At 59.2% G+C, this 26,080-nt stretch carries 15 protein-coding genes and 1 pseudogene; 10 read left to right on the top strand and 6 right to left on the bottom strand.

Going from position 1 to position 26,080, the window contains the following annotated elements; translation table 11 throughout:
• The first annotated feature begins 157 nt into the window (after positions 1–157).
• The 7 genes from AC1RT2_RS30330 (at position 158) to AC1RT2_RS30300 (ending at position 12,271) form a co-directional block, all read left to right on the top strand.
• Positions 158–3,739 carry a S8 family serine peptidase gene (locus tag AC1RT2_RS30330; protein WP_493107995.1) on the top strand — a complete coding sequence of 1,194 codons (3,582 nt, stop codon included), beginning with the start codon at positions 158–160 and terminating at the stop codon, positions 3,737–3,739.
• 8 nt (positions 3,740–3,747) lie between these two features.
• A complete protein-coding gene (locus tag AC1RT2_RS30325) occupies positions 3,748–5,373 on the top strand; it encodes a ComEC/Rec2 family competence protein (protein ID WP_493107993.1) in 1,626 nt (541 codons plus the stop codon).
• A 59-nt stretch (positions 5,374–5,432) separates the two neighbouring features.
• Positions 5,433–7,175 (top strand): peptidoglycan-binding protein, encoded by a 1,743-nt coding sequence (locus AC1RT2_RS30320; RefSeq protein ID WP_493107991.1) that lies wholly within the window; start codon positions 5,433–5,435, stop codon positions 7,173–7,175.
• A gap of 81 nt (positions 7,176–7,256) precedes the next feature.
• On the top strand, positions 7,257–8,294 hold the full coding sequence (locus AC1RT2_RS30315; RefSeq protein ID WP_493107989.1) for a patatin-like phospholipase family protein: 1,038 nt from the start codon (positions 7,257–7,259) through the stop codon (positions 8,292–8,294).
• A gap of 137 nt (positions 8,295–8,431) precedes the next feature.
• On the top strand, positions 8,432–9,487 hold the full coding sequence (locus AC1RT2_RS30310; RefSeq protein ID WP_493107987.1) for a trypsin-like serine peptidase: 1,056 nt from the start codon (positions 8,432–8,434) through the stop codon (positions 9,485–9,487).
• Positions 9,488–9,803: 316 nt separating this feature from the next.
• Positions 9,804–11,681, top strand: a complete 1,878-nt coding sequence (locus AC1RT2_RS30305; RefSeq protein WP_493107985.1) for a hypothetical protein — start codon at positions 9,804–9,806, stop codon at positions 11,679–11,681.
• Positions 11,660–12,271, top strand: coding sequence for a hypothetical protein (locus tag AC1RT2_RS30300; RefSeq protein WP_493107983.1), 612 nt, complete (start codon positions 11,660–11,662; stop codon positions 12,269–12,271). The genes AC1RT2_RS30305 and AC1RT2_RS30300 overlap by 22 nt, the downstream gene beginning before the upstream one ends.
• A 1,984-nt stretch (positions 12,272–14,255) precedes the next feature.
• On the opposite strand, the gene AC1RT2_RS30295 is transcribed toward AC1RT2_RS30300, so the two are convergent.
• Both AC1RT2_RS30295 and AC1RT2_RS30290 read right to left on the bottom strand, forming a co-directional pair.
• Positions 14,256–14,522, bottom strand: coding sequence for a hypothetical protein (locus AC1RT2_RS30295; RefSeq protein ID WP_493107981.1), 267 nt, complete (start codon positions 14,520–14,522; stop codon positions 14,256–14,258).
• 226 nt (positions 14,523–14,748) lie between these two features.
• Entirely contained in the window at positions 14,749–14,964 is a 216-nt protein-coding gene (locus AC1RT2_RS30290) for a YcxB family protein (protein ID WP_493108057.1), read from the bottom strand.
• Here AC1RT2_RS30290 and ugpE point away from each other — a divergent pair.
• A pseudogene (gene ugpE / locus AC1RT2_RS30285) lies at positions 14,957–15,544 on the top strand (sn-glycerol-3-phosphate ABC transporter permease UgpE); the annotation flags it as partial. The gene AC1RT2_RS30290 and the pseudogene ugpE sit on opposite strands and share 8 nt — an antisense overlap.
• Positions 15,544–16,608 (top strand): sn-glycerol-3-phosphate import ATP-binding protein UgpC, encoded by a 1,065-nt coding sequence (locus tag AC1RT2_RS30280; RefSeq protein ID WP_493107979.1) that lies wholly within the window; start codon positions 15,544–15,546, stop codon positions 16,606–16,608. The pseudogene ugpE and the gene AC1RT2_RS30280, both read left to right, overlap by 1 nt.
• Positions 16,609–16,668: 60 nt before the next feature.
• Here AC1RT2_RS30280 and AC1RT2_RS30275 read toward each other — a convergent pair whose 3' ends face one another.
• The 4 genes from AC1RT2_RS30275 to AC1RT2_RS30260 all read right to left on the bottom strand — a co-directional run bounded on the left by AC1RT2_RS30275 (position 16,669) and on the right by AC1RT2_RS30260 (position 24,920).
• Positions 16,669–16,893, bottom strand: coding sequence for a hypothetical protein (locus AC1RT2_RS30275; RefSeq protein ID WP_493107977.1), 225 nt, complete (start codon positions 16,891–16,893; stop codon positions 16,669–16,671).
• 133 nt (positions 16,894–17,026) lie between these two features.
• Positions 17,027–17,236, bottom strand: coding sequence for a cold-shock protein (locus tag AC1RT2_RS30270; protein ID WP_067966826.1), 210 nt, complete (start codon positions 17,234–17,236; stop codon positions 17,027–17,029).
• Positions 17,237–17,622: 386 nt separating this feature from the next.
• Positions 17,623–22,800, bottom strand: coding sequence for a hypothetical protein (locus AC1RT2_RS30265; RefSeq protein ID WP_493107975.1), 5,178 nt, complete (start codon positions 22,798–22,800; stop codon positions 17,623–17,625).
• 149 nt (positions 22,801–22,949) lie between these two features.
• Entirely contained in the window at positions 22,950–24,920 is a 1,971-nt protein-coding gene (locus AC1RT2_RS30260) for a S8 family peptidase (RefSeq protein ID WP_493107973.1), read from the bottom strand.
• A 146-nt stretch (positions 24,921–25,066) separates the two neighbouring features.
• On the opposite strand from AC1RT2_RS30260, the gene AC1RT2_RS30255 reads away from it, so the two are divergent.
• Complete coding sequence (locus AC1RT2_RS30255) at positions 25,067–26,017, top strand: hypothetical protein (protein WP_493107971.1); 951 nt, start codon at positions 25,067–25,069, stop codon at positions 26,015–26,017.
• Positions 26,018–26,080 lie beyond the last annotated feature (63 nt).

Genomic DNA, 26,080 nt, shown 5'->3' with positions numbered 1-26,080 from the left:
GTGAAGGGAACGCAATCGTCGTGCGGACCGGCATCGGGCGCTTCCGCGATACAATTGACAATTGAATTGGCAGTTGTATTGTCTAGTGCAGTTCGCCCATTGATTTACGAGGCGACACGCAAGAATTTCCCCTGGTCTGCTATCGCATAGGTACGCTATGGCCGATGACAACGTTCGTGTCGCGAATACTGGCTTCCTCGTGAAAGGAGCCGAGAGTTCAGTTGGCGGGCAGTCGCTCGCGGTGCTGCGTGGCAGGCAGGTTCCTCTTGAGCCGCTCAATCCCGAGCCGCCTTCTCTCACGAAGGATAAGACGGTTGCCACGGATGCAGATAGATGGGGCTTGGCGACAGTCAATCCGTACGAGGCGATTGAAGGGGTCAACCGGTGGGAGTTGGCGCATGAGCTGGCTCGCGCCTTCCTGAAGGGCCGGGAAGACACCGACATCGTGGTAGAGCCGGACCTGCGCCAGGCGCCACCGGTGTGGGAGCCGCCAAAATCGGATCCGGCTGCGAAATCCGCTGAAGCGTGGCATCTGGGGCAGGACTTCAGCGACCTGGCGGACGCGCGCAAGCTGATATCCGACGCGGCCCAGGCAAAGGTCGTCGTTGCCCATCTCGATACCGGCTATGACCCCGGCCATGAATTGACACCGCGCAACATCAAGAGCGAGTGGGAACGCAACTTCGAGGATCGCGACCCGAGCCTTCGTCATTCCGCGGTTGAATCCGCTAACGACGACCTGAGGCGGTACGGGCACGGCACCGGCACGCTGGGCATCCTTGCCGGCGGCGTCGGCAGTTCCGTTTTCGCCGCCGGCACGCAAGAGCAGGTCGTGCTCGGCGGTGCGCCTTCGGTGACGGTGGTGCCGGTTCGGATCGCTGATTTTGCCGCGCGATTCTGGTCCTCGTCGATCGCCGCCGGCCTCAATCATGCCCGGGCGATCGGCGCCCATGTGGTGAGCCTCAATTCCGGCGGTCTCCCCTCCGCCGCCTGGGCCGATGCCGTCAATGCCTGCTACGAGGCCGGTATCGTCGTGGTCGCCGCCGCTGGCAACAATTTCAGCGGGTTTCCGGTTCGCGACATCGTCTGGCCGGCGCGCTTTCGCAGAGTGATCGGCGTCTGCGGCATCATGAAGAACCAGCAGCCCTATATCGACCTGGGCGGCGTGATGGAGGGGAACTTCGGTCCTCCGGGCGCTATGGACACGGCGATGGCGGCGTATACGCCGCGCATTCCCTGGGCGCTGGCCGGCAGCGGGGACCAGGTCGATCCGAACGGCGCGGGAACGGCGGCGGCCGCATCGCAAGTCGCGGCGGCGGCGGCTTTGTGGATTGCCGGAAACTACGCGCAATGGAGCCTCATCCCGGAAGGCTGGCAGCGCGTGGAGGCGGTGCGCGCGGCCCTGTTCGACACGGCCTGGCGGCAGGACGGATCACGGACCTATATCGGCCGCGGCATCCTCAGTGCAGAAGATGCCGCGAGGTTTCCCTTCCCGGACATCTCCCGCTTGAAGATGGAGGAACGCGATACCGCGTCCTTCGCCTTCCTGAAGGTACTTGCCGGCATGGGGGCGGGGGGCGGCCCGCGCGAAGCGATGTACAGAACGGAGGCGACGCAGGTCGCGACCCTGTCCGCTGCCCTTCGCCAGCTCGTTCCTGACATGGACACGGCAGCGGTCGATGCCCGGAAGTTCGCCGAGACGCTGCTCGACAACGAAGTCATTTCGAAGGATCTGCGCCAGTGGCTTTCGGGTCTTGCGGGACGACGTTCCGTGCCAGGAGGCGCCTTGCCCTCAAGGGACGGTACCGCCCAGTCCGCCCAGCCGGCGCCTGTTTCTCCGGCGGAAACACCACCCCGTTACCTCATCCCAGCCCGTGACGTGCCCGTCGCGCGGCGCCTGCGCGTTTTTGCGACCGATCCGATGCAGGCCCTCGATCTGCGCCGGTTCGATCTGGCGACCGCGACGATCACCGTGCCCTGGGATGCGGCGCTGAAGCCTGGCCCCGTTGGCGAGTATATCCAGGTCGTGGACGTCGATCCGCAAAACGGACGTTTCTATCGCCCGGTGGATTTGAGCGATGGGAACCTGGTCGCGCAGGACGGGCTCATTCCGAGCCTTGAGGATCCCCGTTTCCACCAGCAGATGACCTATGCTGTGGCGATGCGCGTCGTCGACCGGTTCGAACGCGTGCTTGGCCGATCGGTGCTCTGGCAGATCGAACCCGACTACTGGCGCAAGGCGCCGAAACGTGCCGACGACGACGAGACGTCCCATGTTTCGATGGCCGAGCAGGTTCGCCACAAGGAGAAGCTCGAAGAACTGAGCTTCGTACAGCGCGAGTATTTCGAGCGCGGCTTCGTCCGCCGCCTAAGGATTTACCCGCATGCGATGCGCGGCCGAAATGCCTTCTACAGCCCGAATAAGGTGGCGTTGCTGTTTGGCTATTTCCGTGGATTGCGCCCGCTGCCGAAGACGATGCCGCCCCAGCCGGGCGACATGGTTTTCACATGCCTCTCCTTCGACATCATTGCGCACGAGACCACCCACGCTGTGCTGGATGCGATCAACCGGCGGCTGCGGGAGGCGACCAATCCAGACGTCCTGGCCTTCCACGAGGCGCTTGCCGATATCGTCGCCCTGTTCGAGCGCTTCAGCCTGATGGATCTGCTCCGGCGCGAGATCAGCGAGGCGAAGGGACGGCTAGGCGCCACGCGGCTCGGGGAACTGGCGCGCGAATTCGGCAACGCCATGGGATATGGCCGGGCGCTGCGCGATGCGATCGGCCAGGATCCGACAACCTACAACTACATGACAGCCGACGAGGTGCACGACCGCGGGGCGGTGCTGGTGGCCGCTGTATTCGACGCGTTCCTCAGCATCTATGAACGCAGGACCTCGCGTCTGACGTCCCTTTTGCCACCGCCTCAAGGAAACCGCCCCATCCATCCGATTGCGGTGGAACTCCTGGCCAACGAGGCGCGCAAGGCCGCCGAGCATGTTCTGACGATGTGCTTGCGCGCGTTGGACTACATGCCGCCCGTCGACATCCGCTTCTCGGATTTCCTGCGCGCGCTGATAACGGCCGACATGGAGGTCGAGGCGCAGGACGAATACGGCTATCGCGTCGCCTTCATCCAAGGCTTCAGCCGCCGCTACATCTTCGCGGAAGGCATACGTGCGACATCCGTCGATAGTCTTCGCTGGCGGGCGCCCGACGAGCAGATCGAAGGCTTCTCCAGCATGATCCGCAGCCTCGACCTGCGCTGGGACCGGAGCGCCGACCGGCTCGAGGTCTATGCATCGTCGCGATTGGCCGCCCTGAAACTGCACGACTGGATCCGGAAACTGGACCCGGAGAAGGCTCGCATGTTGGGTGTCGAGCTGCAGGACGGCGAAAAATTCGAGGTGAGTTCGGTCCGGACATTGCAGCGTGTGACACCGGCGGGCCGGATTCACAAGGATATTGTCATCGTCATCACGCAAACCAGAATGATTTCCAACGCCACCGGCGATGGTAGCATCCCGTTCCGGTCGGGTTCGACGATCATCGTCAACGCCGACGATACGGGCCGAGATTCCATTCGATACTTCGTTAGCAAATCCCCCGTCTCCGAGATGCGCCGGGAGCAGACCCGTGCCTACCTCGCGACGGCTGTCGATGGGCAGGCCCTCTATTTCGACAACAGCGGCGCGGGCAAGGACGACGAGCCCTTTGCGTTTCTGCACAGGCACGGATAGGGGACAGCATGGCAAAACCGGGCAATAGGAACCCACGGCCACCGGCCACGCCGGACTGCGGATTGACGCCTGGCATGGGGCAGGCGCTGGTCAGGATGTACCGGCAGGGGCTTGGCGACTGCTTTCTCGTTCGGCTGCCGCGCCGCGACGGCCGGGGTTGTTTCTCGATCATGATCGATTGCGGCGTCATCGTCGGCACCGAGAATCCCGAGAAGGGCATGCAGGACGTGGTAGACGACATCCGGCAGACTACTGGAGGTGTGGTCGATCTGCTGGTGGTGACCCACGAGCATTGGGACCACGTTTCCGGCTTCACCCAGGCCGAAAGCCTGTTTGCCCGGCAAGGCGACAGGGATGCAGCCGGCAAGCTTCAGGTGCGCGCCGTCTGGTGCGCCTGGACCGAGGACGAAAAAGATCCGCTGGCCAACGAGTTGCAGGCCGGTCTGGGCGCGCTCCTCGCGCGGACCCTGGAGAAGGCGCAGAAGCTGCAGGCGTTCGCGGCGGCCTCCACCGGCCCGCACGCAGAGGAAGCGCAGCGAAAGGCCGACAACGTCGCCGGGCTGCTGGCCTTTTTCGGCCTCGAACCCGGCGAGGTCGCGGCGGGCATGGGGGTGGCGGGCCGTATCTCCAAGACCAAGGCGGCGCTCAACACCGCCAAGCGACTGGCACCGGTCACCTACCACCTGCCCGGCGAGCCGCCCACATACCTCAAGGACTGCGATGTGCGCATCTATGTCCTCGGTCCCCCGCGCGACATCGGCATGCTGCGGCGGACCGAACCTACCAAGGAAGGCTATCATCTTGCCGACATTGCCTTGGACGGCGCATTCCTTCAGACCGGTGCGGATTGGGACAACCTTCTCTTCGAGGATCGCTTTGCTCTTCCGCTCGCGGGCTCCCCGACGACGGAGCCTGCCGGCGGCGACGATCCGTATCATTTCCTCTGGAACCACTACTTGGCTGACAAGGTCAAGGAAGCGCGCACATTTCGCCGCACCGAAACGCAAGCGCAGACGCCTCCCGATGTGTCGACCGAGGCCGTGCGGTCAGGCGACCGGGTCACCCGCGATGTGCTGATCAACCAGCAGTGGCGGCGCATCGAGGCGGACGAGGCGGAGGACGGCGGCGAACTGGCGCTTCAGCTCGACGGAGCGACCAACAATACGAGCTTGGTGCTGGCCCTCGAACTGGGCGAGGCCGGTCCGGTCCTCCTGTTCGTGGGCGACGCGCAGGCCGGCAACTGGCTGAGCTGGGACGCCATTCCGGCCTGGAAAGTCAGCGGGAAGACGGTCAGCGTGGACGATCTCCTGGCCAGGACGGTCTTCTACAAGGTTGGCCATCACGGCAGTCACAACGCGACGCTCAAGGGGCGGGGACTGCAAAGAATGACCCATGGCGACCTGATCGCTTTCGTCCCGGTGGATCGACCGACGGCCCGCCGCAAGCGCTGGAACCGGATGCCGTTGCCGTCGATCATCGAGACGCTGAGGACGATGACTGGAAACCGGGTCGTGCTCAGCGAGAGAGCAGTGCCGGACGGCGAGCAGGCCGTGAATTTCGATTTCCGGGACGGCTTTGCCCGGGATCCGGACGACCGGCTTTGGTACGAGGTGATCGTTCCCGCGGTGAAATGAGGAGGCCGGCGGATACGGCGGACGGACGCCGAGAACGCCATTGACGAGAGAGGATCGACATGACCTATCGTGGAAGGGATGTTATCGATGTCGGCTCGACACGGGCGGGACAAAGGTATGTCTTGGGGGCGATGGTTCCCTTGAACAATCCTAACTGGAAGGGCCCTTGGGACTGCGCGGAATTCACCTCGTGGTGCGCCTATCAGGCCTACGGGCTGATATTCGGCGCGGGCGGCGTGAAAGACGTGAAGAAGGCACAGCCCTATTCCGGCGCCTGGTATACAGAGGCCAAGAAGAACGCGCGGGTGATCGGCGTGGCCGATGCCCTCAAGATCCCCGGAGCCTTCCTGATCAAGGCGCCGCCCGGCGGCGGCAAGGTCGGCCATGTGGCGATCTCCATCGGGGACGGCGACAGAACGCTCGAGGCCAGGGGCAAGGCCTACGGCGTCGGTATCTTCGGCAAGGCGGCCAGCCGGCCCTGGTCGATAGGATGCCTGCTACCGGGGGTGGAATACGACAGCGAGCCGTCTATCCTCGTTCCGGCTGAGATCAAGATGGCCGTCAATCTTCCCAAAGACTATCTCGCGCTACGCCAGCCGCATCTGAAAGGCCCTCCGGTCGTTGCCTTGCAGCGGGCGCTTTCGTCCAAGGGGGTCAATCCGGGACCGGTCGACGGTGTTTTCGGGGCGATGACGCATGCGGCGGTCGTTTCATTCCAGGCGGAAAGAGGGCTGGAGGTGGACGGCATCGTTGGTCCGCTGACCACGGCAGCATTGGGGCTGTCTATCCCGATAGCACCCGCCGCTGCCGACAATACCGCCTGGAGCAAGTCGGCGACGCCCGCCGTCGTCGCGCCGATAAAGCTCGCGGCGACCGGCACGGGGGCAGTGGACCTGGTCGAGACCATCGCCCTGAAGGGCGGCGCCTATCACGCCACGACCGGCAGCGGATTCACGTTCCTGGTCGGCTCCTCCACGTCCTATACGGACGACCTGCACAGGACCGGCCTGTTCCAAGGCAAGAAAGCCATCGCCGACAGCATCGAGAAGTTCGGCGTCTACCAGCCGGGCGACTACGAGCAGATCGATCCGCAATGGGCGCATTTCATGCTGCCAACCTTCAAGGCCGAGGGCGGGCGATATGCGACGCTGAACACCTACGACCGCGCGGCTTTTACCTTCGGGGCGCCGCAGCTCGCCGCCCACACGCCGGACCTGAACTTCATCATATACCTGCGCGCCCTGCTTTCGCTGCCCGATGCAGACAAGCACTTTCCCGAGCTCGTTCTCCTCGCGGATTCAAAGGGCAAGGAGCGTGTCCATCTGCGGGACGGCAGCACGCTCGTCAATCTTGAGGAGGTGGTGGAGGTCACCCGGCCCAACAACGTCGTCGAAAAGCAGCTTGCCCGGCTAATGGCCTACTTCAACCCGTCGCCGACCAAGATCGACGTCATCGAGCTTTCGGGCGCCGCCCGCCTCATGAACTGGTTGCGACAGGATATACGCGCCAAGCGATTGCAGCTCGAGGTTTTCGTCGAGCACACCCGAAAGAATCTCGCGCGGGCCAAGAGCAAAGTGCCCGAATTCACGGGTGACGACTGGAGAACGGCGCTCTGGACTATGGACATCCTGCATCAGGGCAGGGGAACCTTCGCGGAGATGAGAAACGCCTTTGCTTCAAGCGATCCGCTCAAACGCCTGTCGCTCATCGGGGCGGCGAAATATTCCGAGCGTGTCATGACGATCCGCAAGGAGGTCACCGCGCTCGAGGCAAGCGGCGTCCTTGACGGCTTCAAGGTGTGAGTCGAGAGCGTCAAGGCCCGGCACAGGACGGGCAACGGGGACAGGAACCAAGGCGAAGCCTTGCAAGCGCGGGAGAGAGAAATGACGGTCATGATCGATGGCGAAACGAAGACGATTGGGCTGGCCCTTTCGGGTGGCGGGTTTCGGGCGGCGGCCTTTCACCTCGGTGTCTTCACCGAACTCAAGGACCACGGTCTGCTAGACAAGCTGGACCTGCTGACATGTGTCTCCGGCGGCAGCATCGCGGGCGGCTTCCTGACGGCCAACTGGAAGCAGCCGGATGTGCTTGAACGGCTGGCATCCTATCTTTCGAGCAGATCGATTGCGATCTCGTCCGTCCTCACCGGCCTGCTCAATCCCTTTGAGACGCGCCTGGAAAAACTCGCGCAAAGCTATGATCGGGACCTGTTTGGCGGAAAGACTCTTGCCAGCCTGCGGGATGGGCCGCGCATCTACTTCAACGCCACTAACCTCGCCACCGGCAACATGTTCTTCTTCGTTGCGGGCAAGCCGCTTGCCGCCGGGGCGGATGCCGGCGAGACTATGGGCGAGCATGAGGCGGGCACGGCGAGCGCGAGCGACTTTCTCATCAGCCGCGCCGTGGCCGCCTCGTCCGCCTTTCCGCCGGTCTTCCCGCCGCTGCGAATTGACGCCGACGTCTATCCGAACTCCCTGACGGACTACGTGACCCTCACCGATGGCGGCGTGTACGACAATCTCGGGGTCAATCCGTTTCTGCGGAACGAGCGCAACCCCTTGGACTACGCCATCGTCAGCGATGGCGGAAAGCCCTTCGACGTCACGGCCGAGCCGACGGAACAAGGAACGATCGTGCTGAAGGAGTCGGTCAACATCCTGATGGAACAAGTGCGCGGGCTGCAGTTTTCACGCCTTCAGCTCGCCTACAAGGCGCAGGGAGGCCCGAAGCCGCTCTGGTTCTCGATCGATAGTCAGGAGGGCGAGGAGCGGGCAGGCGATGCGGCTTTTGCCTCTCTTATAGGAACCAATCTCAAAAGCTTGAATACGGCCGAGATGGAGGTTCTGGTCCGGCACGGCCGTGCGCTTACCAAAGCACGGCTAACTCGCTACGCACCGGAGTTGCTCCAGACTTCTAACTAGCGGTCCGCAATGTCGCCGAAGATCACTACGCAATCTTCATGGCGAGGTTATTGTAAATATGTAATGAGCCAAGCACAAAAATGCCAGCCGCCCCCTGTTCACCTTGAGAGAAGCCAACATTATAATATAGGTTCATAATGCCTACAAAGAAACAACTCCCCGATGATCCAACAGAAAGAGAGCTATTCGAGTTCGAAAAGCATAAATTTCTCGAAGAGAAAGCGTTAAAAGCCAAGGAAATTGATCAAAAACATAAGAGCGAAACAATAGGATTTCTTAGATCCCCGATCTTTATTGCCATATTAGGCGGCATAATTACGATATCTGTCAACTCTATTACGAGTTATCACTCGACAAAAAACACGATAGAACTGGAGCGGCAAAAACTCCAAGCCGATCTAATCAAGAAATATCTTGAGCCAACTGACATCAAGACTCGAAAAGATAACCTAAATTTCTTAGTTCAGACGGGTCTAATCCCGCGGTATCAGGTTCAGGTTGCGCAATACCTTGCAAACAATCCAGATGCCATACCGCGGACCCCATCCACGGCCTCGGCCACGGCGCTGACGGACGGCTACTCATTCGGTGCACCGAACATACTCACCTCGGATATTCTTGCGAGGGTTGAGAAAATTCGGAAGGCTTTGGTAGTCGTCCGGTCCCGTCAAGGTGCGACGGACTGGATGAGATGCACGGGAGTTTTGACCGCTGCCAACACTGTCGTGACCATGGGTTATTGCGCCGAGACCAACATGGGTCTTGGTGCGGCTAGCAACCAGAATTTGAAGGTTGAAATCGCCAAAGGCGTCCCCTCGATCGCTATAACGGACGTAAAAAAAATCGGCGATGGTACATCCTCGGGGTCGTTGGCCGTTTTGACGTTGGCGGAGTTCGCCGCAAGCAAAGGCTCACTTGAAATCGACCAAACTCACCCTTCTGTCGGTCAGAAACTTATTTTGCCGTTTCTCGGTGCGACGCCTGATGACTTCTTCGCATCGGTGGATAGCGACTGCAAAATAACTGACATCAAAGGTAAAGACGAGATCGCATACAAGTGCGATGGTTACACGGGGTCGGGAGGCGCTCCCATCATCTCGCTGGAGACAGGGAAAATCCTCGGGATACACTCCATGGTGACGCAAGAGGCGCGATGGGGAATTCGGCTAAACGCCAAAGACGTTGCGAACTGACCATGGAAACCACGCTTACACGGTCACGTGTTGTCGCCTGGTGGCGCAACCGAGCGTTAAAAGAGATCGTCAATCGCAAGACTCGCTATTCGCTTGTCGTGTCCCGTGGTCCTGCTCCACGTCAGAGCCTAAAATTGACCCACAGCGCATCGTCCGTTCCTAGCCGAAGAGTGAGTCATCAGATGTCGGGCTAAATTCTTAGCGCGCGAGCGCTTTATTTGCCCAAGCCCAGTTGCGCGCAGAAGGTGTAAATGATACTTAATAATACTTAGGACACATTGCCACTTTCTGTGCTGCAAAAGGTTTCAAGGAAGCCATGCAACTGTTGGGCATGATGGCTGGCGGCGTCGTCGGCATTCTGGTTTTCGGCGACGATTCCTGGGGATTTTATGTGTGCGTCGCCGTTGGCGCACTAGTTGCGTTCGCATGGAAGCAACGCGCAAGCTCCAACTCAGCGGAAAACCGCAATAATCAAACATTATCAGTTGCCAGAAGATCAGAGAGCGCAACGACGGCTTCATCCGTCGAGAATATAAGAGACATCCCCGCAGACCCCGTGGGCGAGCCGGGCCCCTGTTCCAAACGCAACATAGCTGCTCCCGCGCTGAGCATTCTATTCTTGTTTGTGAGTATGACGGTTGGAACATATTTCGTCCTGACGACTATCAGTCCAACATCACAGTCACCTGAGGAACTCGTGACTGCGACGTCTATCGCCAACACGCGACAGACCATAGCTGCCGATATATGGGACCCGTCCGACTGTCTTAGAGACCGTTTCCCGCTAGCGGCATTTATGTCTTCTCCGCCCGAAGTCACAATGTTTTGCTCCCATCGTTGGAACGATACGGCTCTGACCAAACTTCGCAACGCTTTGCATGAGGCACGCATTTCTTTTGCTGATTTAATGCCAAATCAACCTGGGGCTGCCGAGATGATTGAAGCAGTTCCCGACAAGGAGGTTATTGATTTCGGTTTGCTGGCGCGGATTTTGCCGTTCGCAAAAGCGGATCCGCGGGTCCTCGACACACTCAAAAATTCCTTGCCAGCAGGCCTCTATGATAAAATCAAAACTTTCCGGGGGCTCGTTGCATGGAGTGATGATCCCACGATAGGAGGATTGATACGCTATCGACTTAGCGATGATATCATCATGGTATCCGACCAATTTGATCTTGCGACGGTCAGTGACTTGGCGGACGCATTTTTTGCCTATGGGACAGTGCGAGCCACAATAGGGCAAACAATGGGCGAGTCGGCACTGCAATATCTGGATTGGACCGGGATCCTCGCGCCGACCAACTCTTTCTTCACATTGATGTTTCTCCAAGTGAACATTGGCGTGAGCTTGGATTTGGTGACTAAGCCAGACTATAAGACCGCGTGGAACGCTGACGGACCGATATACGAAATCTATTTCACGGATGCGCTGGCTGAGTGGCCATGCGGCAACGCGTCGGTTCACGAAAGCAGAGCGGCACTTCTTTGCCCCGATGACAGCCGTCTTTATATCAGTGTCGCACGACTGGCGGCCGTCGGGGATGTCTACCCTCGTTTCGGTGGACAGAAGATCTTCAATCTTCCGCCCGCTTTTTTTCACGAGCTCGCTCATGTGCTTTGGGATCCAACTGACCGGAAATCTCAACCTTTTGTAGCCGAAGGTCTTGCAACAGCGGAGGGAGAACGATCGCTCAGAATCCTGAAGGCCGCCGTTGGTAAGGCCAGCGATAAGGCCATGGTGAGCCAGGTCCCCGACATCTTAAGCGGGGCGGCCGAACCAACAGATTCCGCCCTGCGAACCGTTGACGACCTAGTCAACCAGCAACCGTTTACGGTATTCGAAGCTGCAGCTATCTGCGACGTCGTCGCAAATCCTCCCACTGCGAACTACGTTGTTCGGCAAATGGAAATGCCTATTGATTTCTTTAATAGCCGACCTGAATCCGAGTTGACGCATGCCTATCATGTGGCTTGGCTGCTGTTTCACTACGGCGTTGATAGAAGAGTTCGACCGGCACGCCAAGACCATCCGGACTTGGGTTTCATACGCCATTTGGGAAATAGCGTAGCCCAGAACCATCCCGTTGCCCCAGATGATCTCGACAAGCTGACGGCGTTCCTGGCCGACATTCAAAAACTCGCCCAATCGGATTTCGAACGAAAGAAGCCAGAATGCCACGGCAAAAAAACGTAAAGCAGCGAAGTTATTTTCAACGCCTCCCATCGGGAATTGCCTTCATTTCCTCTATTATTGGATTGCTGACTGCTGCCGGCGGACTTTTTCTACTAGTGCCAAAGATATTGGAAGCTGTGAATTCCGGTTACAAGGTTTCTTACGACTATGTCGTCATTCCGGACCATGCCATTAGCTGCGTAGCAACAAAGAACGACGTGCTCACGCTCGGCAGCAAACAGTACGGCATTCTGCAAAATGCTTGTCAGCGGGAAGTTGTGGATGCTGTTGCACGTAATGATATATATCGCATTTGGTATGTTCGCGTCGAAAACAATGGAGCCGTTGATATTCCAAAGATGTCCGTAGTGCAGCCGGATAGAACATCGAGCTTTCGGCTTGCGACAGCCGATACGACACTGATTTGCCTAGGGTACGAGGGAAGAGCCAGTCGACCGACTAGGAGCTGGGATATCACCACGTTGCAGCTAGCCGACGTTCAAAATAACGTTCGGAACACTATAAAGGTCGGCCCTCCCCCAACGATAGACCAGCTGAAAACGCAGACATCCAACTGCTCCGGTGCGATCGTGGGGTATCCTCCGCTATAATCCCTAAACCAGTAGTCGTGCGATAAGGTATTGGACTAACTTTGTGCCACGTACCATCCTCGAACCTACAAGATTGTGCAACGGGGAAGCGACTGTCGATACTGAAGCTCGCCGCGTTCCGCGACCGTGTGACGGAGAAAGTCAGCGCTTTTGGTTCAGGTGGATAACACTAGAGCTCGAGCCAGTAACATACCATCCGCTGGACATGAACGATTTCGTCAGTCGCCTTGAGCGGAGTCGAACCATCGACCTGTATCTCTCTCGAACTAAGTAACTGAAGATGCGCGCATTTCTGTAGGCGGGATGTCCTCCGCAGCATAAGACCCAATTATGGAACTCCTCTCAAATTTGGTCGCTAGTACGGCCCTTCACGCGGCGATCCGCACAGCCCAGTTCGCCGCTGCCGGCTGGATTTCTCCGACCCGTGAGTTTCGGCGTAGTGTTTGACCCCACAACCGGCGCCGACGGTTGAGCCGAGGCATACCGAAGAAGCCGCAAATTAATCACCATGCTATTCAACCCGAACCCGGTCACTCTTGCGCGCCGAAAAGGGTCAAACCTCACCGCTTAATGCCCTATTTTCGCTTTCGCTGCGCGCCCTTCCGGTTGGAACCAACCTACGCGGTCAGAACGGCCATCGGCGCAGCCGGCACCGCAGCCCTCAGCACCGCGCTTCTGGACGCCAGCGCCGCGCCCGGGTGAGTGTATTACATCGCGCTTATTCTGACATGAATCAGCACAAGCCCTCTCGCTCCTCAGTCCATGATTTGAGCTGCCACGTTGAGAGTGTTCAGCCAGTGATGCACCCTTTTCCTAGGCGCTCCAGCAACCAGTCGGGCCACGTTCTCGCGGGGTCGTTCATCGCTCTCCCAGCATTGTTGTCTCTCTCCCAAATATACAGCTTGAACAAGTCATTGGGCGTAATCTCAAAAGTTGAATTTCTTGGCTTGTAGAACCTCTGAGGCTGGGTGGGCAACCTGTAGCCCTCAATAACAACGTGTGGGCCTTCGAACCCATGCCAAAGCATGTTGTCCCGGGGCGTCGTAATATCGATGTGGCACGAGACCGACAGAAGCTGCCCCTGGTATGATACAGCTATCGGGGCGCCCCCCTTGCTGGTATCGCTAGTGTAAGCGTTTCTACCCCAGCTAAGTATTATGTATTTGCAGATGTGAATGTTGAAGCGAACATCATAGTTTTGCCGCCCCAGCCTTTTATCGCCCGACTGGAATGATCCGAGTGGGTTCGTTCGTTGACCTCTGTTTCCCGATGCAGCATTTTGTTTTGGAAACAGATTGAATGTTCCTCGAGAAATCTCCTGGTGCATCCGCCGGGACATGTCCTGGATGTGATCGGGGGTATTAAATGTCCCCCTCTGCAAGCTTCCCGCTGGCTGAACAGTTGGCCATTTCACGAGCGTAACTCCCGTTGTCGGTGGACTGGATGAAGAAGCGCGCCCGCTGTTCGGTCGCCGAATCTCCCTCAACGGTACTAAGTTTCCGCGCCGGAACAAGAACAATTCACGTATAGCGCGAAATTTTTAACGCTACAGATTGCATTAAAAAGAGCAGAAGGGCTGTGGGTCGCGTCGATGCCCACCAGCCGGAGACAGCCGGGGTCAAATGCGGCGAGGAGTGTTTTTCGGCGTGGTGTGTGACCCCACCATCGGCGCCGACGGTTGACCCCAGCCACACTGGAGAAATCACAAATTAATCAGCATGTTGATCTATCCAGACTGCCGTCATTCTTCAGCGCCGAAAGGGGTCAAACTTCAACGCTTAATCACAGCCCGCGATTTTGCACATGGGGGATAGCCTCGGTATATTGTGGCACCGTGCGCGAGATCACATACTTACGACCGGCGTGCATCGCGGCCACTACTAGCGCCTTAGCCAATTCGAACCTTCGTCTCCTCCTAAGATTCAGGCGCTGATGATCGTCACGCGGGGTCGGCCGCATTGGCTTTTTTAGCCCTGCCGCGATCTCATGTTTCACCCTGGTCATCAACCGCCACCACTGTGTAATTGGCCCAGACGCTCCGGGAGATCGCGTCGCTGCCAGCGTAGTCGGCGTCGAGCTCTTCCAGGAGAGTGAGAAATCCGCCCTTAGTCTCGATGTCCGCCGGGGTCAGGTATCCCCATTCACATTCTTCGCAGTGCGCGTAAGTGTCATCTGTCACGAGATTGCGAAACAGAAACAGTCGCCCTTGGCGACAGGAGGAACAGTTTCCGGCGTGAAAGCGGCGAGGCATGCCTTTATCTTAGCCAAAGCCACTACAATATCCAGTGTGGCGTGGCAACGAGGCAGCGATGATACAAACAGCTTGGCAACCGCGGTCATAGTCAGATAGCAGCCCCTCCGAGGGCTCACGCCCGTCGGCAGAGAGACGATTTGTAGAGGTTACTCGTGGAGTAGGAAGGGACGGACGAAAAGGCTCACGAGAAACCCACCCGTCTAGAAGAAGCTACTGCTCCCCGTCACCCGGCGCCGACCGGTCCTGCCAATATTTTCTCGTTTGCATAAAGAAAGGCGTCCTCAAATTGCTTTTGGTTTTCGAAGCTGCGTCTAGGCAGAATGAAGGCTTCCCGCCTCGATATCGGCAACATCAAGTAATCTTTCTCCCGAATGATCCGTTTTACGGTCGCCCATGGAACAGTCGAATCCGCCACGTCCGACCTCACACGAATGGCCATCGGAAAGATCGTCATCTCGTTCCTCTCGGCCTTCGCCATCGTCTTCTTCCGCTTTCCGCTGAAGATGCTGTTCTTCTGGATGATCTTCATCACACTGATGCTGCCGGTGGAGGTGCGCATCCTGCCGACTTACAAGGTCATCGTCGATCTCGGTCTGATCGATACCTATGCGGGCCTTACCCTGCCGCTGATGGCCTCGGCGACCGCGACCTTCCTCTTCCGGCAGTTCTTCCTGACGATCCCAGGCGAACTGGTGGAGGCTGCGCGCATCGACAATGCCGGTCCCTTCCGCTTCATGCGCGATATCCTGCTGCCGCTCTCAGCGACGAACATCGCTGCCCTCTTCGTCATCCTCTTTATCTATGGCTGGACGCAATATCTCTGGCCGCTGCTGGTGACGAACGATGCGAAGATGAACACGATCGTGGTCGGCCTGCGCAAGATGATGGATTTCACCGATGCCTCCACGCCGTGGAACTACGTCATGGTGACCGCGATCCTCGCGATCATCCCCCCCATTCTCGTCGTGGTGCTGATGCAGCGCTGGTTCGTCAAAGGCCTTGTGGAGACCGAAAAGTAATGGCTGAGATCACCCTCAACAACGTCCTCAAGTCCTATGGCAACGTGGAGGCGATCAAGGGCGTCTCGCTCGATATCAAGGACGGCGAATTCGTCGTGCTTGTCGGTCCCTCCGGCTGCGGCAAGTCCACGCTGCTGCGCATGATCGCCGGCCTCGAGGGCATAACGGGCGGCGATATCCTCATCGGCACGCGCCGGGTCAACGATGTGGAGCCGGCAGAGCGCGACATCGCCATGGTCTTCCAGAACTATGCGCTCTATCCGCATATGACAGTGCGCCAGAATCTCGCCTATGGCCTGAAGAACCGCAACACGCCGCCCGCCGAGATCGACCGGCGCATCGCCAGCGCCGCCAAGACGCTGGAAATAGCGCAGTATCTCGATCGCAAGCCGCGCCAGCTTTCGGGTGGTCAGCGCCAGCGTGTCGCTATGGGCCGGGCCATCGTGCGCGAGCCCGCCGCTTTCCTGTTAGACGAGCCGCTTTCCAACCTCGACGCCAAGCTGCGCGGCCAGATGCGCATCGAGATCAAGCGCCTGCAGCGCGCGCTCGGCACGACGAGCGTCTATGTCACCCACGACCAGATGGAAGCGATGACGCTTGCCGACCGGCTCGTCGTCGTCAATGCCGGCCGCATCGAGCAGGTCGGCACGCCGCTCGAACTTTATGAGAAGCCGGCAACCACTTTTGTCGCCACCTTCATCGGCTCGCCGTCGATGAACCTCCTGCAGGGCGCGGATGCGCCCTCCGGCTGGTCGCTGGCGGGGCATGTGCCGCGGCCGAAGGGCGGCTATACGCTGGGCGTGCGGCCGGAGGACCTGTCGATCGTCTCGGCGGATGGTAAGCCCTTCGATTTCCAGGCGACGGTGCGGGTCGATGGCATCGAGCTCGTCGGGCCCGAAAGCCTGCTGCATGGCAAGCTGGCCGATGGCACAGACCTCGTCGTCCGCGTTTCGGGCCGCACGCGCATCGAGATCGGCAGCGAGGTGACCGTCGGCGGTAGTGCCGACGTGCTGCACATGTTCGGTGCTGATGGCACGCGGCAGGAACGGGGAAGAGCCTCTTGATAACACGTACCGTTGCGGCCCTCGATGTTCCCCCCTTCTCTGACCGGGCGGGTATTGCGGTCAGCGGATTTTTGTTCGTCTGGCGAGCAGGGAGGCGCTCGCTGTCGCGCGGTCGTGCACTTCTTTTGCCAGCCGTGCTTCGCGAAGCCGCAGGGTCTTTTCCTCGCGGGAGCGGACGATAGAATCGAGTTCATCGACAACGATGTTGCGGGCAAAGAACTGCGATTGCGCGTTGCCGAAGGCAATCTCCGCCTGCTGACGAGATTTGCTGTGTGTCTGTGACATGGGGGTTCCGGTTCAGACCGCCAGATGCGGCGGCAACAAAAAAGGCCAGGCAATTTGCCTGACCTTGGTGGGTATCATGCTCTCGACAGTGCCAGTACATCCGTGGTCAACGAAAGCAGATACCCGGTTGGGGTTAGGCAGCCTGCAGATTGCAAGCCGACATCTTGCCCGACTTGTTGTCGCGTTCCATTTCGAAGCCGATCTTCTGGCCTTCGACGAGTTCGCGCATGCCGGCGCGCTCGACGGCAGAAATGTGGACGAACGCATCGGCGCCGCCATTGTCAGGCTGGATGAAGCCGAAGCCCTTGGTGGAATTGAACCATTTAACTGTGCCAGTGGTCATCATGAACCCTTTCAAGCATAGAGTGAGTAACTGCGGAGCAGATGCCACGCAGACGAAAACCGACTATTTTTGAAAGAGAAGTTCGCTTAGAACGCGGTGCCAATCGCGCGGTAGACAAGCTCGGCAAGCAAAAGATCGATAACGTATCTATACGGGTTCTAGGGTCACTCGTCAACGCTTAGTTTTCGAATCCTCTCGATGCACTTACAGGGTGTATTTTTCTGTGCGGTTGCGACCGCTCTCTGAGCTGTTGCGTGCCACGGGAGTTTGTGAGCACACATCGTCACCATCACCACCAACACAGCTTGGGCGACTGACCATCCATTACAACAGTCGCGACCAAAAAGGTGCCGGATGCATTGCTGCATCACGGCCCGACCCGTTGGTTACAGCAGGAAGTCGCCTGCCCTCAGCGTGAGAGCAGCATCGATGTGCAGTACGAAATCAGCTTTTCCGTCACCATTGATATCACCATAGACGTAGGTGTCAGCCTTTGCCTTTTCATAGCGGAGTTCGCCGGCGGTGTTTGAGAATTTGCCCGCGCCGATGAAGGTGAAGGCTTGATCTCCTGCCTTTTTCAGGCTCGCATCGATCGCAGTGACGTCGATCAAATCCTTCTCCTTCTGTGAGAAGTCGAAGATCGTGTCCGTTGCCGTTTTCGATGTTCCAAGTTCCTTCGCCGACCGGAAGAGGAAGCGGTCGCTGCCTGCACCGCCGTAGAGGTCGTCGAAACCTGCACCACCGATGAGCCAGTCATTTCCCGCGCCGCCAGAAAGCACGTCGTCGCCTGCATCACCATCGATGATGTTGGCCTTGGCATCGCCAATGAGACGATCGGCATAGGAGGAGCCGGCGAGGTTCTCGATGGACGAATAGGTGTCACCTTTGGCGTCGCCGGTGTTGACGGAGTATTTCAACAGGTTTGCCACAACCCCCGCCTTCGCGCCGGCATAAGATGCCGTGTCGCTTCCGGTGCCACCGATGAGACGATCTGCACCGATGCCACCGATCAACACATCGTCTCCGTCGCCGCCTTCGAGCACATCGTCGCCTGCGCCGCCATTGAGAACGTTCGTCTTGCCGTCGCCGATCAGTCTGTCGGCATAGGACGAGCCGCTAAGATTCTCGACCGATGAATAGGTGTCGCCCTTGGCATCACCGGTGTTGGCCGAAGGGTTAGCGAGACTTGCACTGATACCCGTTGCTGCACCCGCATAGGACCCGGTGTCAATTCCGTTTCCGCCAAGGAGCCGGTCCACGCCGGCCCCACCAAACAGCACGTCATTGCCGTCGCCGCCTTCCAGAAGATCGTTGCCGCCATATCCGTAGAGCGCGTCATTGCCGGCAAAGCCCACGATGCGGTCCATGCCGATACCACCCTTGAGCACCTCGCCTTTCGCCGTGCCGGTGATGGTTTCCAGGATATCACTGATGGTGATCGTGAACACCTTCGTCACCTTGTTCACGCCATCAAAGACCTCGATTGTCACCGTGTCTTTCTGCGCCTTCTCGTAATCGATCGCTTTAGCCGTCATGAGCTTGGAGCCCGAGAGCTTGAAGAGGCCACCTGCCGTATCGAGAAGCTTGTAGCTCAGCACCTTGCCTTCAGGATCCTTTGACGCAAAGGTTCCCACAAGAGTTCCGGTCGCGACGTTCTCCTTGACGACGGTGCCTGAGAGAGTGGGCGCGGAAGGGACCTCGTTGACATCTTTCACGCTCACCGTGAGCGCCTGCGTATCGATCAGCTTTCCGTCGCTGACCTGCACGATGACGTCATAGGCGTTGTTCTTTCCTCCGTCCTTTGGCGTCTCGTAGTCGGGGGTGGCCTTGAAAACGAGCGCGCCGGTCTGGGCATTGATGGTGAAGAGCGCTTTGTCCGCACCGCCAACGATAGAATAGGTGAGCGTTGCCGCTTCTTTGTCAGTGGCCTTGAGGGTGGTGACGGCCTTCGTGTTCTCGGCGATGGTGACTGCAGCGGTCGCGCCACCGCCATCGGAGGAAATGACGGGGTTGTAATTCGCCGTATGGGTAGTGAGATCGTAGGTGAGGTTGGAGAAGGCGACACGCGTCAGCCCGGTGATGCCATCGACACCCGCGGCAACGAAAGCGTTCAACTCTGTATAGGTCAGTGCCTTTAGTTCGCTTGCCGTCATATCGATGTCGATACGATCCACACCGGCGTCATGCAGTGCGCTGCCCATTGTCTTAGTAAGCGTTTTTGCTTCGGCATAACCTATCTTTACCGTGACGGCATCGGCGCCCGTGAACCCGATGCCAGCGCCCAAATAGGTCTGGGCTGCGGCAAGTGTCAGGGTAAGCTTGTTGTCGGAGGCATCGATCCGGTCGATATGAATGGCCGCCAATCCTATAAGATCGAGCGTGTCCGGGTCGCTCCAGGTTGCCGAAGAAGCGGTAACGACGACGATATCCGCCGCGTTGAAGACGATTTCCGAAGCCGCAAACTGGTTTGCCTGCGCGAGGCTCAGCGTCGCGGCGCCATTGGTCACATCGACTTCGCCGACGTTCCTGCCCGCGAGATTGGCGATGTTGGCAAGTGACAGACCAGAGATGGCGCTGCCACTATCGACCAGCCTGAGAACATCGACCCCCATCTCGCGATAGTTGGCAACGTCTTGAAAACTGACCGTTAGAAGATTTGCGGCCGTATCGGTGATGCGGGCTGTAAAATCCGAATCAAGCGACAAGCCTGCGTTTTTGACCGTTCTGGCTGTTGCGACGGAGAGATCCAGACTGGACTCCGCCGTGGTAATCGCGGCAATCCCGAAGGCCTTCGCCTGGGCTAGATCGTCGCCGCTCATCTCCGCAAGCGATGCGGCCGATACGCCCATGACGATCCGGTCGCCGTCGGCGAAATGAGCATTTACAGCCGAAAGAGCCTTGATCGCGGCCAGCGAAAGCACGGCCTTGTCGTCCGTCACGTCGAGCGTCGTGATGCCGAGAACCGAAAGGTCAGCGATCCCGTCGATGGCTAGTGCGGCGAAATTGGCTCCACTGTCGTGCACCGTAACCTTGCCGTTAACGGATTCTATGCCGACACCGTGCTGAGCAAAGGCGGCGAACTGCGAAACAGTGAGGGCCAGAGCCTGGTCAGCGACCACCTTCGAAACACCGACCGTCGCGAGATCGGCGACGTCGGAGGCGCTGAGGCTCGACAAGGCCGTTGCGCTGTCGGAAAGATGAACCAACTCGTCCGCGGCGAAACTGATCCCACCGGCGGCGAAAGCCTTCACCTGCGCCAATGAGATAACGGCCGGTTCGGTCTCAGCGACATTCGTGTCGATTTTCGTTACGCCCCACTCGGCCAGTTCAGCGATCTGCGCTACCGTCAGGTTGACAATGTTGAATTTGTAGTCGGTGAGCGTCAGGACATCTGAGGCCGCAAAGCGCACGCCAATGCTGTCGAGATATCGGTATCCAACCAGGCCAAGCGCGATCTCGTTCTCTGCGAGGTCGACGGTGTTCATGCCGAAGTTGGCGAGCGCGGCAAGTTTGCTGTCCAACGCGACCATCTGGAGAAATGTCATCTTGACCGTCGCCGCATCGCCGCTGGCCAAGGTGATCCCGGCGTCGAGATAGGCTGTCGCCTGGTCGAGGGCCAGGGTGATCTTGTTGTCGCTGACGTCCAGACCGTTCACACCAAGCGTCTTGAGGTGAGCGATATCGGTCGCCGAAAAGTCGTCGAGTACGGTGCCCGTGCCGCCGACCACAATGCCGCCGGCGCCGGTGATGCGGAAACCGGAAATATCTATGAGAGCGGTCGCGACCGCCTTTGAAAGCGTGACGCTGCCGCCGTCAGAAATCGTTACGGCGTCGATATCCAGTTCACGAAGGTTCGCCACCCCCGGAACGGTGAGCGCGGAGATCGCCGAGGCCGTATCGCTCACGGTCGCCTGTTCGGTGTCGTTCTGAAAGGTCCGCGTGTAGTATTTGCCATCGCTCGCGTCGAGCCATGTTACAGCGAAACCGCCGCCCGCCAGCGCCGTTATTTTCTGAAGCCGCTGGGCATTGGCTTCATTGACGTTGATGTCCAGCTCATTGCCGATCTTGATGCCATCGGCACTGAAAACCTGTGCGTTGATTTCGAAGGAGGCGCTGCTGGTGTTGAGGTAGTCGGTCCAGACGACTACATAGCCGCCTCCGGCAAGCCCGACGACCTGCGGGTCAAACTGATCCCCGACGACTGTCGTGTTGACGACCGAGACCGGGCCGATCTTCGTGCCGTCGGAGTCGAGGATCTGCGCGTAGATGCCAATATGCTGGCCGGGCGCTGAGTTCGGATCGTCCTGACCGCCCCATGCCCAAGTGACGACGTAACGACCGTTTTCCAGTGCGGTGATCTTCGGAGGATCCTGCGCATAGAGGCTGGAATTGATGGTTACTTCGGAACCGACCTTGTTGCCTTGATCATCAAAGAGCTGGACAACGATCGCATTTTCAAGGGTATAGCTGATCCAGGTAACGGCAAAGCGCCCGTCCGAAAGCGAGGCGACTGAAGGCGTCTCATGAGAGGCGTCCGTCGGGGCGTTGACGAAGAAGGCGTCTCCTACTTTCGAGCCAGAGGCGTCGATGATCTGCGCGGCCAGTGCCCTTTCGTCACTCCCCCCTACCCCCCAGATGATCATGACCCGACCATCGGCCATTTCCACGGTGTCGGTGATCTTGGCGCCCTCATCACTGATCGAAATGGTCAGATCAACCGCAGGACTCAGAGCCTGACGGCTGCCAACCGGCTGGCCATTGGCGTCATAACGCTGAAAGGTCAGACCGGCGTCTGACCCGGCATTCTGATAGATGGTGACCAGGTAACCGCCATCCGACAGGCCGGTCACACCGGGCATGTATTTGCGCGGCCCGTCAGTAGTAAGTTGGGCTGGGCCGCCCACGGCATCGCCCTCCGCATCGAACCTTTGCGCGTAAACGGCGCTGGAGGAGGAGCCGCCGTTGTGCGACCAGACGACGACATACCCGCCATCCGCCAATGCCGCTGCCGTTGACTGCGATTCACTCGTCAGCGCCGCCCCACTGACCTGCGTCACGGCTCCCAGCGGGTTTCCGGATGCGTCATAATGCTGGGTGTAGATGCTGCTTCCGGCACCTGCGACTGGGGCGCCCCGGTAGATGACCGCATAGGACCCGTCGCCCAGCGCCACGATGGATTGGCCGATGCCCGATCCGAGCGGGCGACCGACCGGCACATCTTGGCCCGTCGCGGCGCTCATCGTTTCGTGCTGCACGCCTGTGGTGATGCCGTTTGTGGCAAGGGCGTTGATCTGGTCGAGGCCGAGGGAAAGGTTGCCATCCGTTGCCAGAATTTGCGATACGCCCAGCGATTTCAGCGCGGCGATGCGCGAAGCGCTCAGCCCCTCGATTGTGTCTGTTAGGTCCTTGATCGAGATCACGTCGTTACTAGCAAATACCACGCCCTGCGAAACGAGAAGCTTCGCCTGCGCTACGGTAAGGCTCGCCCTGTTGTCGCCCAGGTTGACTTCCTGCGAAGGCAAGCCGGGCTGGATCTTGGACTGGATTTCGGCAAACGTGCTCATATCGGCGCTTCCTGATTTTCGTTTCGAGTGTGTGGCACGAATGTTTTCAAACCACGCGCCGTCAAAGGCCGGTTTTGCTGTTGCGCGGCCGTCTGTAGAGCGGGGCTTTCTCTCTCTGCAGAAATGCTCCTGCGCCCCCGCCTTGGAATTTAGAACCTCATGTCGATGGTCGCTGCGATTGTGTGGCTGACGGCGTCGCTGTTTAGGCTGGCGCGGTAGCTCAGCTTGCCTTCCAGCGCCGAGGTCGAGTGGGCGAACAGCAAGTCCGTCTCCAGGGCCACACGGTTTTTATCCGGATCGATCTTGCTGACTATCGGAGACCCCATGAGCTCGAGCTTGCGCTTGAAGTCGCCGAAGCTGCGGCCGTAGGCGATGTTCAAGGAGGGCGTCACGTCGAGGCCGCTCAACGCGACGGGTGCCGTGCTGACTTTCATGCCGACGCCGACTTCGCCGGTCGTCGCGGTTGCGCTGGCCGCGCTCAGCACGAGAACGCTGGTCCCGGTTTCATTCACGCCACCCAGATGCTGGCGCACCATCCGGCTGAAGACATAGGGGGAGACCTTCAGGTCATCGAACGCAAAATGGCTGCCGATCCGCGTGGTCGCCCACAAAGCCCGGTCGCTCTGATCGCCGGCGACGTCGAGACCCGCAAGACCGAGGATCGTATCGTCCATGCCCGGCGCCCGTACACGGCGCGTCTTGCCGGAGAAGAAGCTGGCACCGAGTGTGGCATTGGCAAAGAACGTGTCGTCGTCAAAGGCGATGTAGGGTGCCGCATGATAGGACGTATCTTCGGCGTGGTTGCCATTATCGGCGGCGAACCGGTTCTGGCTGAAGCCGACGGCTGCACCCACCGTCCAGCGATCGTCGAGCGCATAGTCGATACCGCCGATCAGGCCGCCGGTCGTGTAATCGCCGGAGAGGCCGGCGTTTCCAAGCGAAAGGCTTGACCGGCTGGCAAACGGGGTGAGCCAGAGGCCGTAGCCATTCGTCCCGGCTTGCGCCGAATGGCTTTCAATCACATCGGCAATCCCGTTCACGGTCGTTGCATGAGACCAGGCCGCCTGCGTATAGATCACGCCGGCTTCGGCCTCGTTGGTCGTCACCAGGTTGCCGACATTGAGCAGGCCCCAGCCGTAGATGTCATCCAGACCGGCGTCACCGATATCGGTGGCCGTCTGGAACACCAGCTGGGCAAGCTCTTGTTCGCTGGCATTGGGATAAAGCTGCTTGGCAATGGCGAGCGCACCTGTCACGTGCGGTGCGGCCATGGACGTGCCCTGCTCGCCGAGATACGTTTCGTCGAGCCAAGTTGAGTTGATCAGGCCCTCTTCACCGTAGAAATGGTCTCCGCCTGGTGCGGAAATGCAGAAATATTTTGCGCCACCGCCACAGCGTTGTGAATACCAGGCGAGTTCTCCTGCGGGATCGACAGCGGCGACAGTCATCCAGCCGCGTTGCAATTCGGGAAAGAACATCGGCAGGGCGCCTGGAACGCTTGGCACCGACCAGCTGTCGTTGCCTGCGGCCACCACCATCACACCGCCCGCATTGACGACTTCGCGATAGGCATTGAGTTCCTTGGCAGCGAAAGACTCGATCATGTCCGGGCTGTAGTCGGTGAACGGGCCGGGATAGCCATAGGACGCGTTGAAAATGCGCACACCCTGCTTGAGGGCATAGCGGTAGGCGCTTTCTGCTGCGACCTGCTGTTCTTCGAGAGAAGCATCATCCAGCAGGACTCTCAAGGCGACAATCTCGGAGCCCGAGGCAACGCCCATCATGCCTTTGCCGTCCCGGTTGGCGGCAATGATACCCGCCACATGGGTTCCATGACCATTGTCATCGTCGAGGCTGCCGCCAAAGCCATCGGTGCCGAGGCCGCGGTAGCGGCCGACCAGTTCAGGGTGCAGCTTGTCGCCGATCTGCAGGCCCGTATCGGCCACACCTACCCGAACGCCCTTGCCGTCGAGGCCCTTTTTGAGCGCCTTGTCGACGCCGATCATGCGCAGGCCCCATTGGCTGTTGAACTCGGCCTGGAAATCCTGTGCGCTGGCGGCAGACGACATGAGCAATGCGATGGCGCAGCACGCCCGCAGACGATAAGAAATCGATTTCATAGTGTTCCCCAGATCGGCACGAGCACTCATAGCGAGAGGGAGAACGTGGGATCAATCGAAGAAGCGGGTGTTACCCCAGTGCACCCAAAATTGAGTCACCCGACGGGCGCCGTGACATGCCGACGTGACGTTGCGCTGGTAGGAAGGTGGAAACGCATGCCATAAACGGCAGCTATGAAACGCGATCCGCAGATACGAAAAGTGATTTCAGCCCGATGAAATGGAATGTCGATTCGACATTTTTTGCCGTCTTGCGCGATGCGGCGGAACAGTTGCTTGCCATGCACGATACCGCGCCGCGCGTGGTCCGGTATGTCGCCAGCATGCAGAAATGGCTGATCACGCAGGCTATTGTCGCCTTGCATTTCGAGCGGAAGCACGATGATACACGGCCGCCGCTCACCGCCGGATCGCTGATCGATTTCTTCGCCGAACGCCAACCCTTCAGCAAGAACACGTTGACGGCGCATCTTGCGGAAATGCGTGCCTACGGACTGCTCGTACCGCTGGAAAGCCGGGACAAGCGCGTCAGGCCGCTGCAACTCAGCCCATACGGCGAGGCGCTGGTCGGCCAGTGGCTGGAAAGCCATCTTTCGGCCCTCGACCGGATGGATGGTGGCGACCGCCTCGCGACGCTTGGCGGAAATCCGCACCTGCTGGCCCGCATCCACCCGCTGGCCATTCGCGCTCTGGTCTTCGATCCGGCCTGGGCGGAGCCGCCGGCAAGCGTGGACCTGTTCGTGCGCACGGAATCAGGGAGCAACATCCTTCACGAACTCATCTGCCACTTGCCCGCCGACATCGCGAGCATGGCCGAGCCGATCCGTCTCGGCCCGCTCCGCGCAAGTGAGGTCTCAACCCGGCACACCTTGTCGCGCGGTCATGTCCAGAGAGTGTTTTCGCGAGCGCGGGCGGAAGGATTGCTGGTCTGGAGCCTGCCGGGCAACCAGGGAGATCTCTCGGTCTCACCAACTCTGCTATTGGACTATGCAAAATGGCAAGGTGTCAAGTTTCGAGCCATAGCGATTGCTTGCGGTTGTTTACAGGAGAGCATTCGAACGACATCGAGAAATCTAGCCTCGATCCAAAGCTCTTGATGGGATGCGAACTTACGGCCCGCTGCTACAAAACGCGATCGGACTCAAGATTCTCGTAGCGGA

It is taken from the genome of Shinella sp. GW821-FHT11G07 (assembly GCF_058808115.1).
Note: the sequence above shows the minus strand (reverse complement) of the source record. Positions and strands in the feature narration are given on the sequence as shown.

What these genes read in the sequence shown, in the direction of transcription:
- AC1RT2_RS30330 (WP_493107995.1), top strand. Translation starts at nt 158, where the DNA reads ATGGCCGATGACAACGTTCGTGTCGCGAATACTGGCTTCCTCGTGAAA.
- AC1RT2_RS30325 (WP_493107993.1), top strand. Translation starts at nt 3,748, where the DNA reads ATGGCAAAACCGGGCAATAGGAACCCACGGCCACCGGCCACGCCGGAC.
- AC1RT2_RS30320 (WP_493107991.1), top strand. Translation starts at nt 5,433, where the DNA reads ATGACCTATCGTGGAAGGGATGTTATCGATGTCGGCTCGACACGGGCG.
- AC1RT2_RS30315 (WP_493107989.1), top strand. Translation starts at nt 7,257, where the DNA reads ATGACGGTCATGATCGATGGCGAAACGAAGACGATTGGGCTGGCCCTT.
- AC1RT2_RS30310 (WP_493107987.1), top strand. Translation starts at nt 8,432, where the DNA reads ATGCCTACAAAGAAACAACTCCCCGATGATCCAACAGAAAGAGAGCTA.
- AC1RT2_RS30305 (WP_493107985.1), top strand. Translation starts at nt 9,804, where the DNA reads ATGCAACTGTTGGGCATGATGGCTGGCGGCGTCGTCGGCATTCTGGTT.
- AC1RT2_RS30300 (WP_493107983.1), top strand. Translation starts at nt 11,660, where the DNA reads ATGCCACGGCAAAAAAACGTAAAGCAGCGAAGTTATTTTCAACGCCTC.
- AC1RT2_RS30295 (WP_493107981.1), bottom strand. Translation starts at nt 14,522, where the DNA reads ATGCCTCGCCGCTTTCACGCCGGAAACTGTTCCTCCTGTCGCCAAGGG.
- AC1RT2_RS30290 (WP_493108057.1), bottom strand. Translation starts at nt 14,964, where the DNA reads ATGGCCATTCGTGTGAGGTCGGACGTGGCGGATTCGACTGTTCCATGG.
- AC1RT2_RS30280 (WP_493107979.1), top strand. Translation starts at nt 15,544, where the DNA reads ATGGCTGAGATCACCCTCAACAACGTCCTCAAGTCCTATGGCAACGTG.
- AC1RT2_RS30275 (WP_493107977.1), bottom strand. Translation starts at nt 16,893, where the DNA reads ATGTCACAGACACACAGCAAATCTCGTCAGCAGGCGGAGATTGCCTTC.
- AC1RT2_RS30270 (WP_067966826.1), bottom strand. Translation starts at nt 17,236, where the DNA reads ATGACCACTGGCACAGTTAAATGGTTCAATTCCACCAAGGGCTTCGGC.
- AC1RT2_RS30265 (WP_493107975.1), bottom strand. Translation starts at nt 22,800, where the DNA reads ATGAGCACGTTTGCCGAAATCCAGTCCAAGATCCAGCCCGGCTTGCCT.
- AC1RT2_RS30260 (WP_493107973.1), bottom strand. Translation starts at nt 24,920, where the DNA reads ATGAAATCGATTTCTTATCGTCTGCGGGCGTGCTGCGCCATCGCATTG.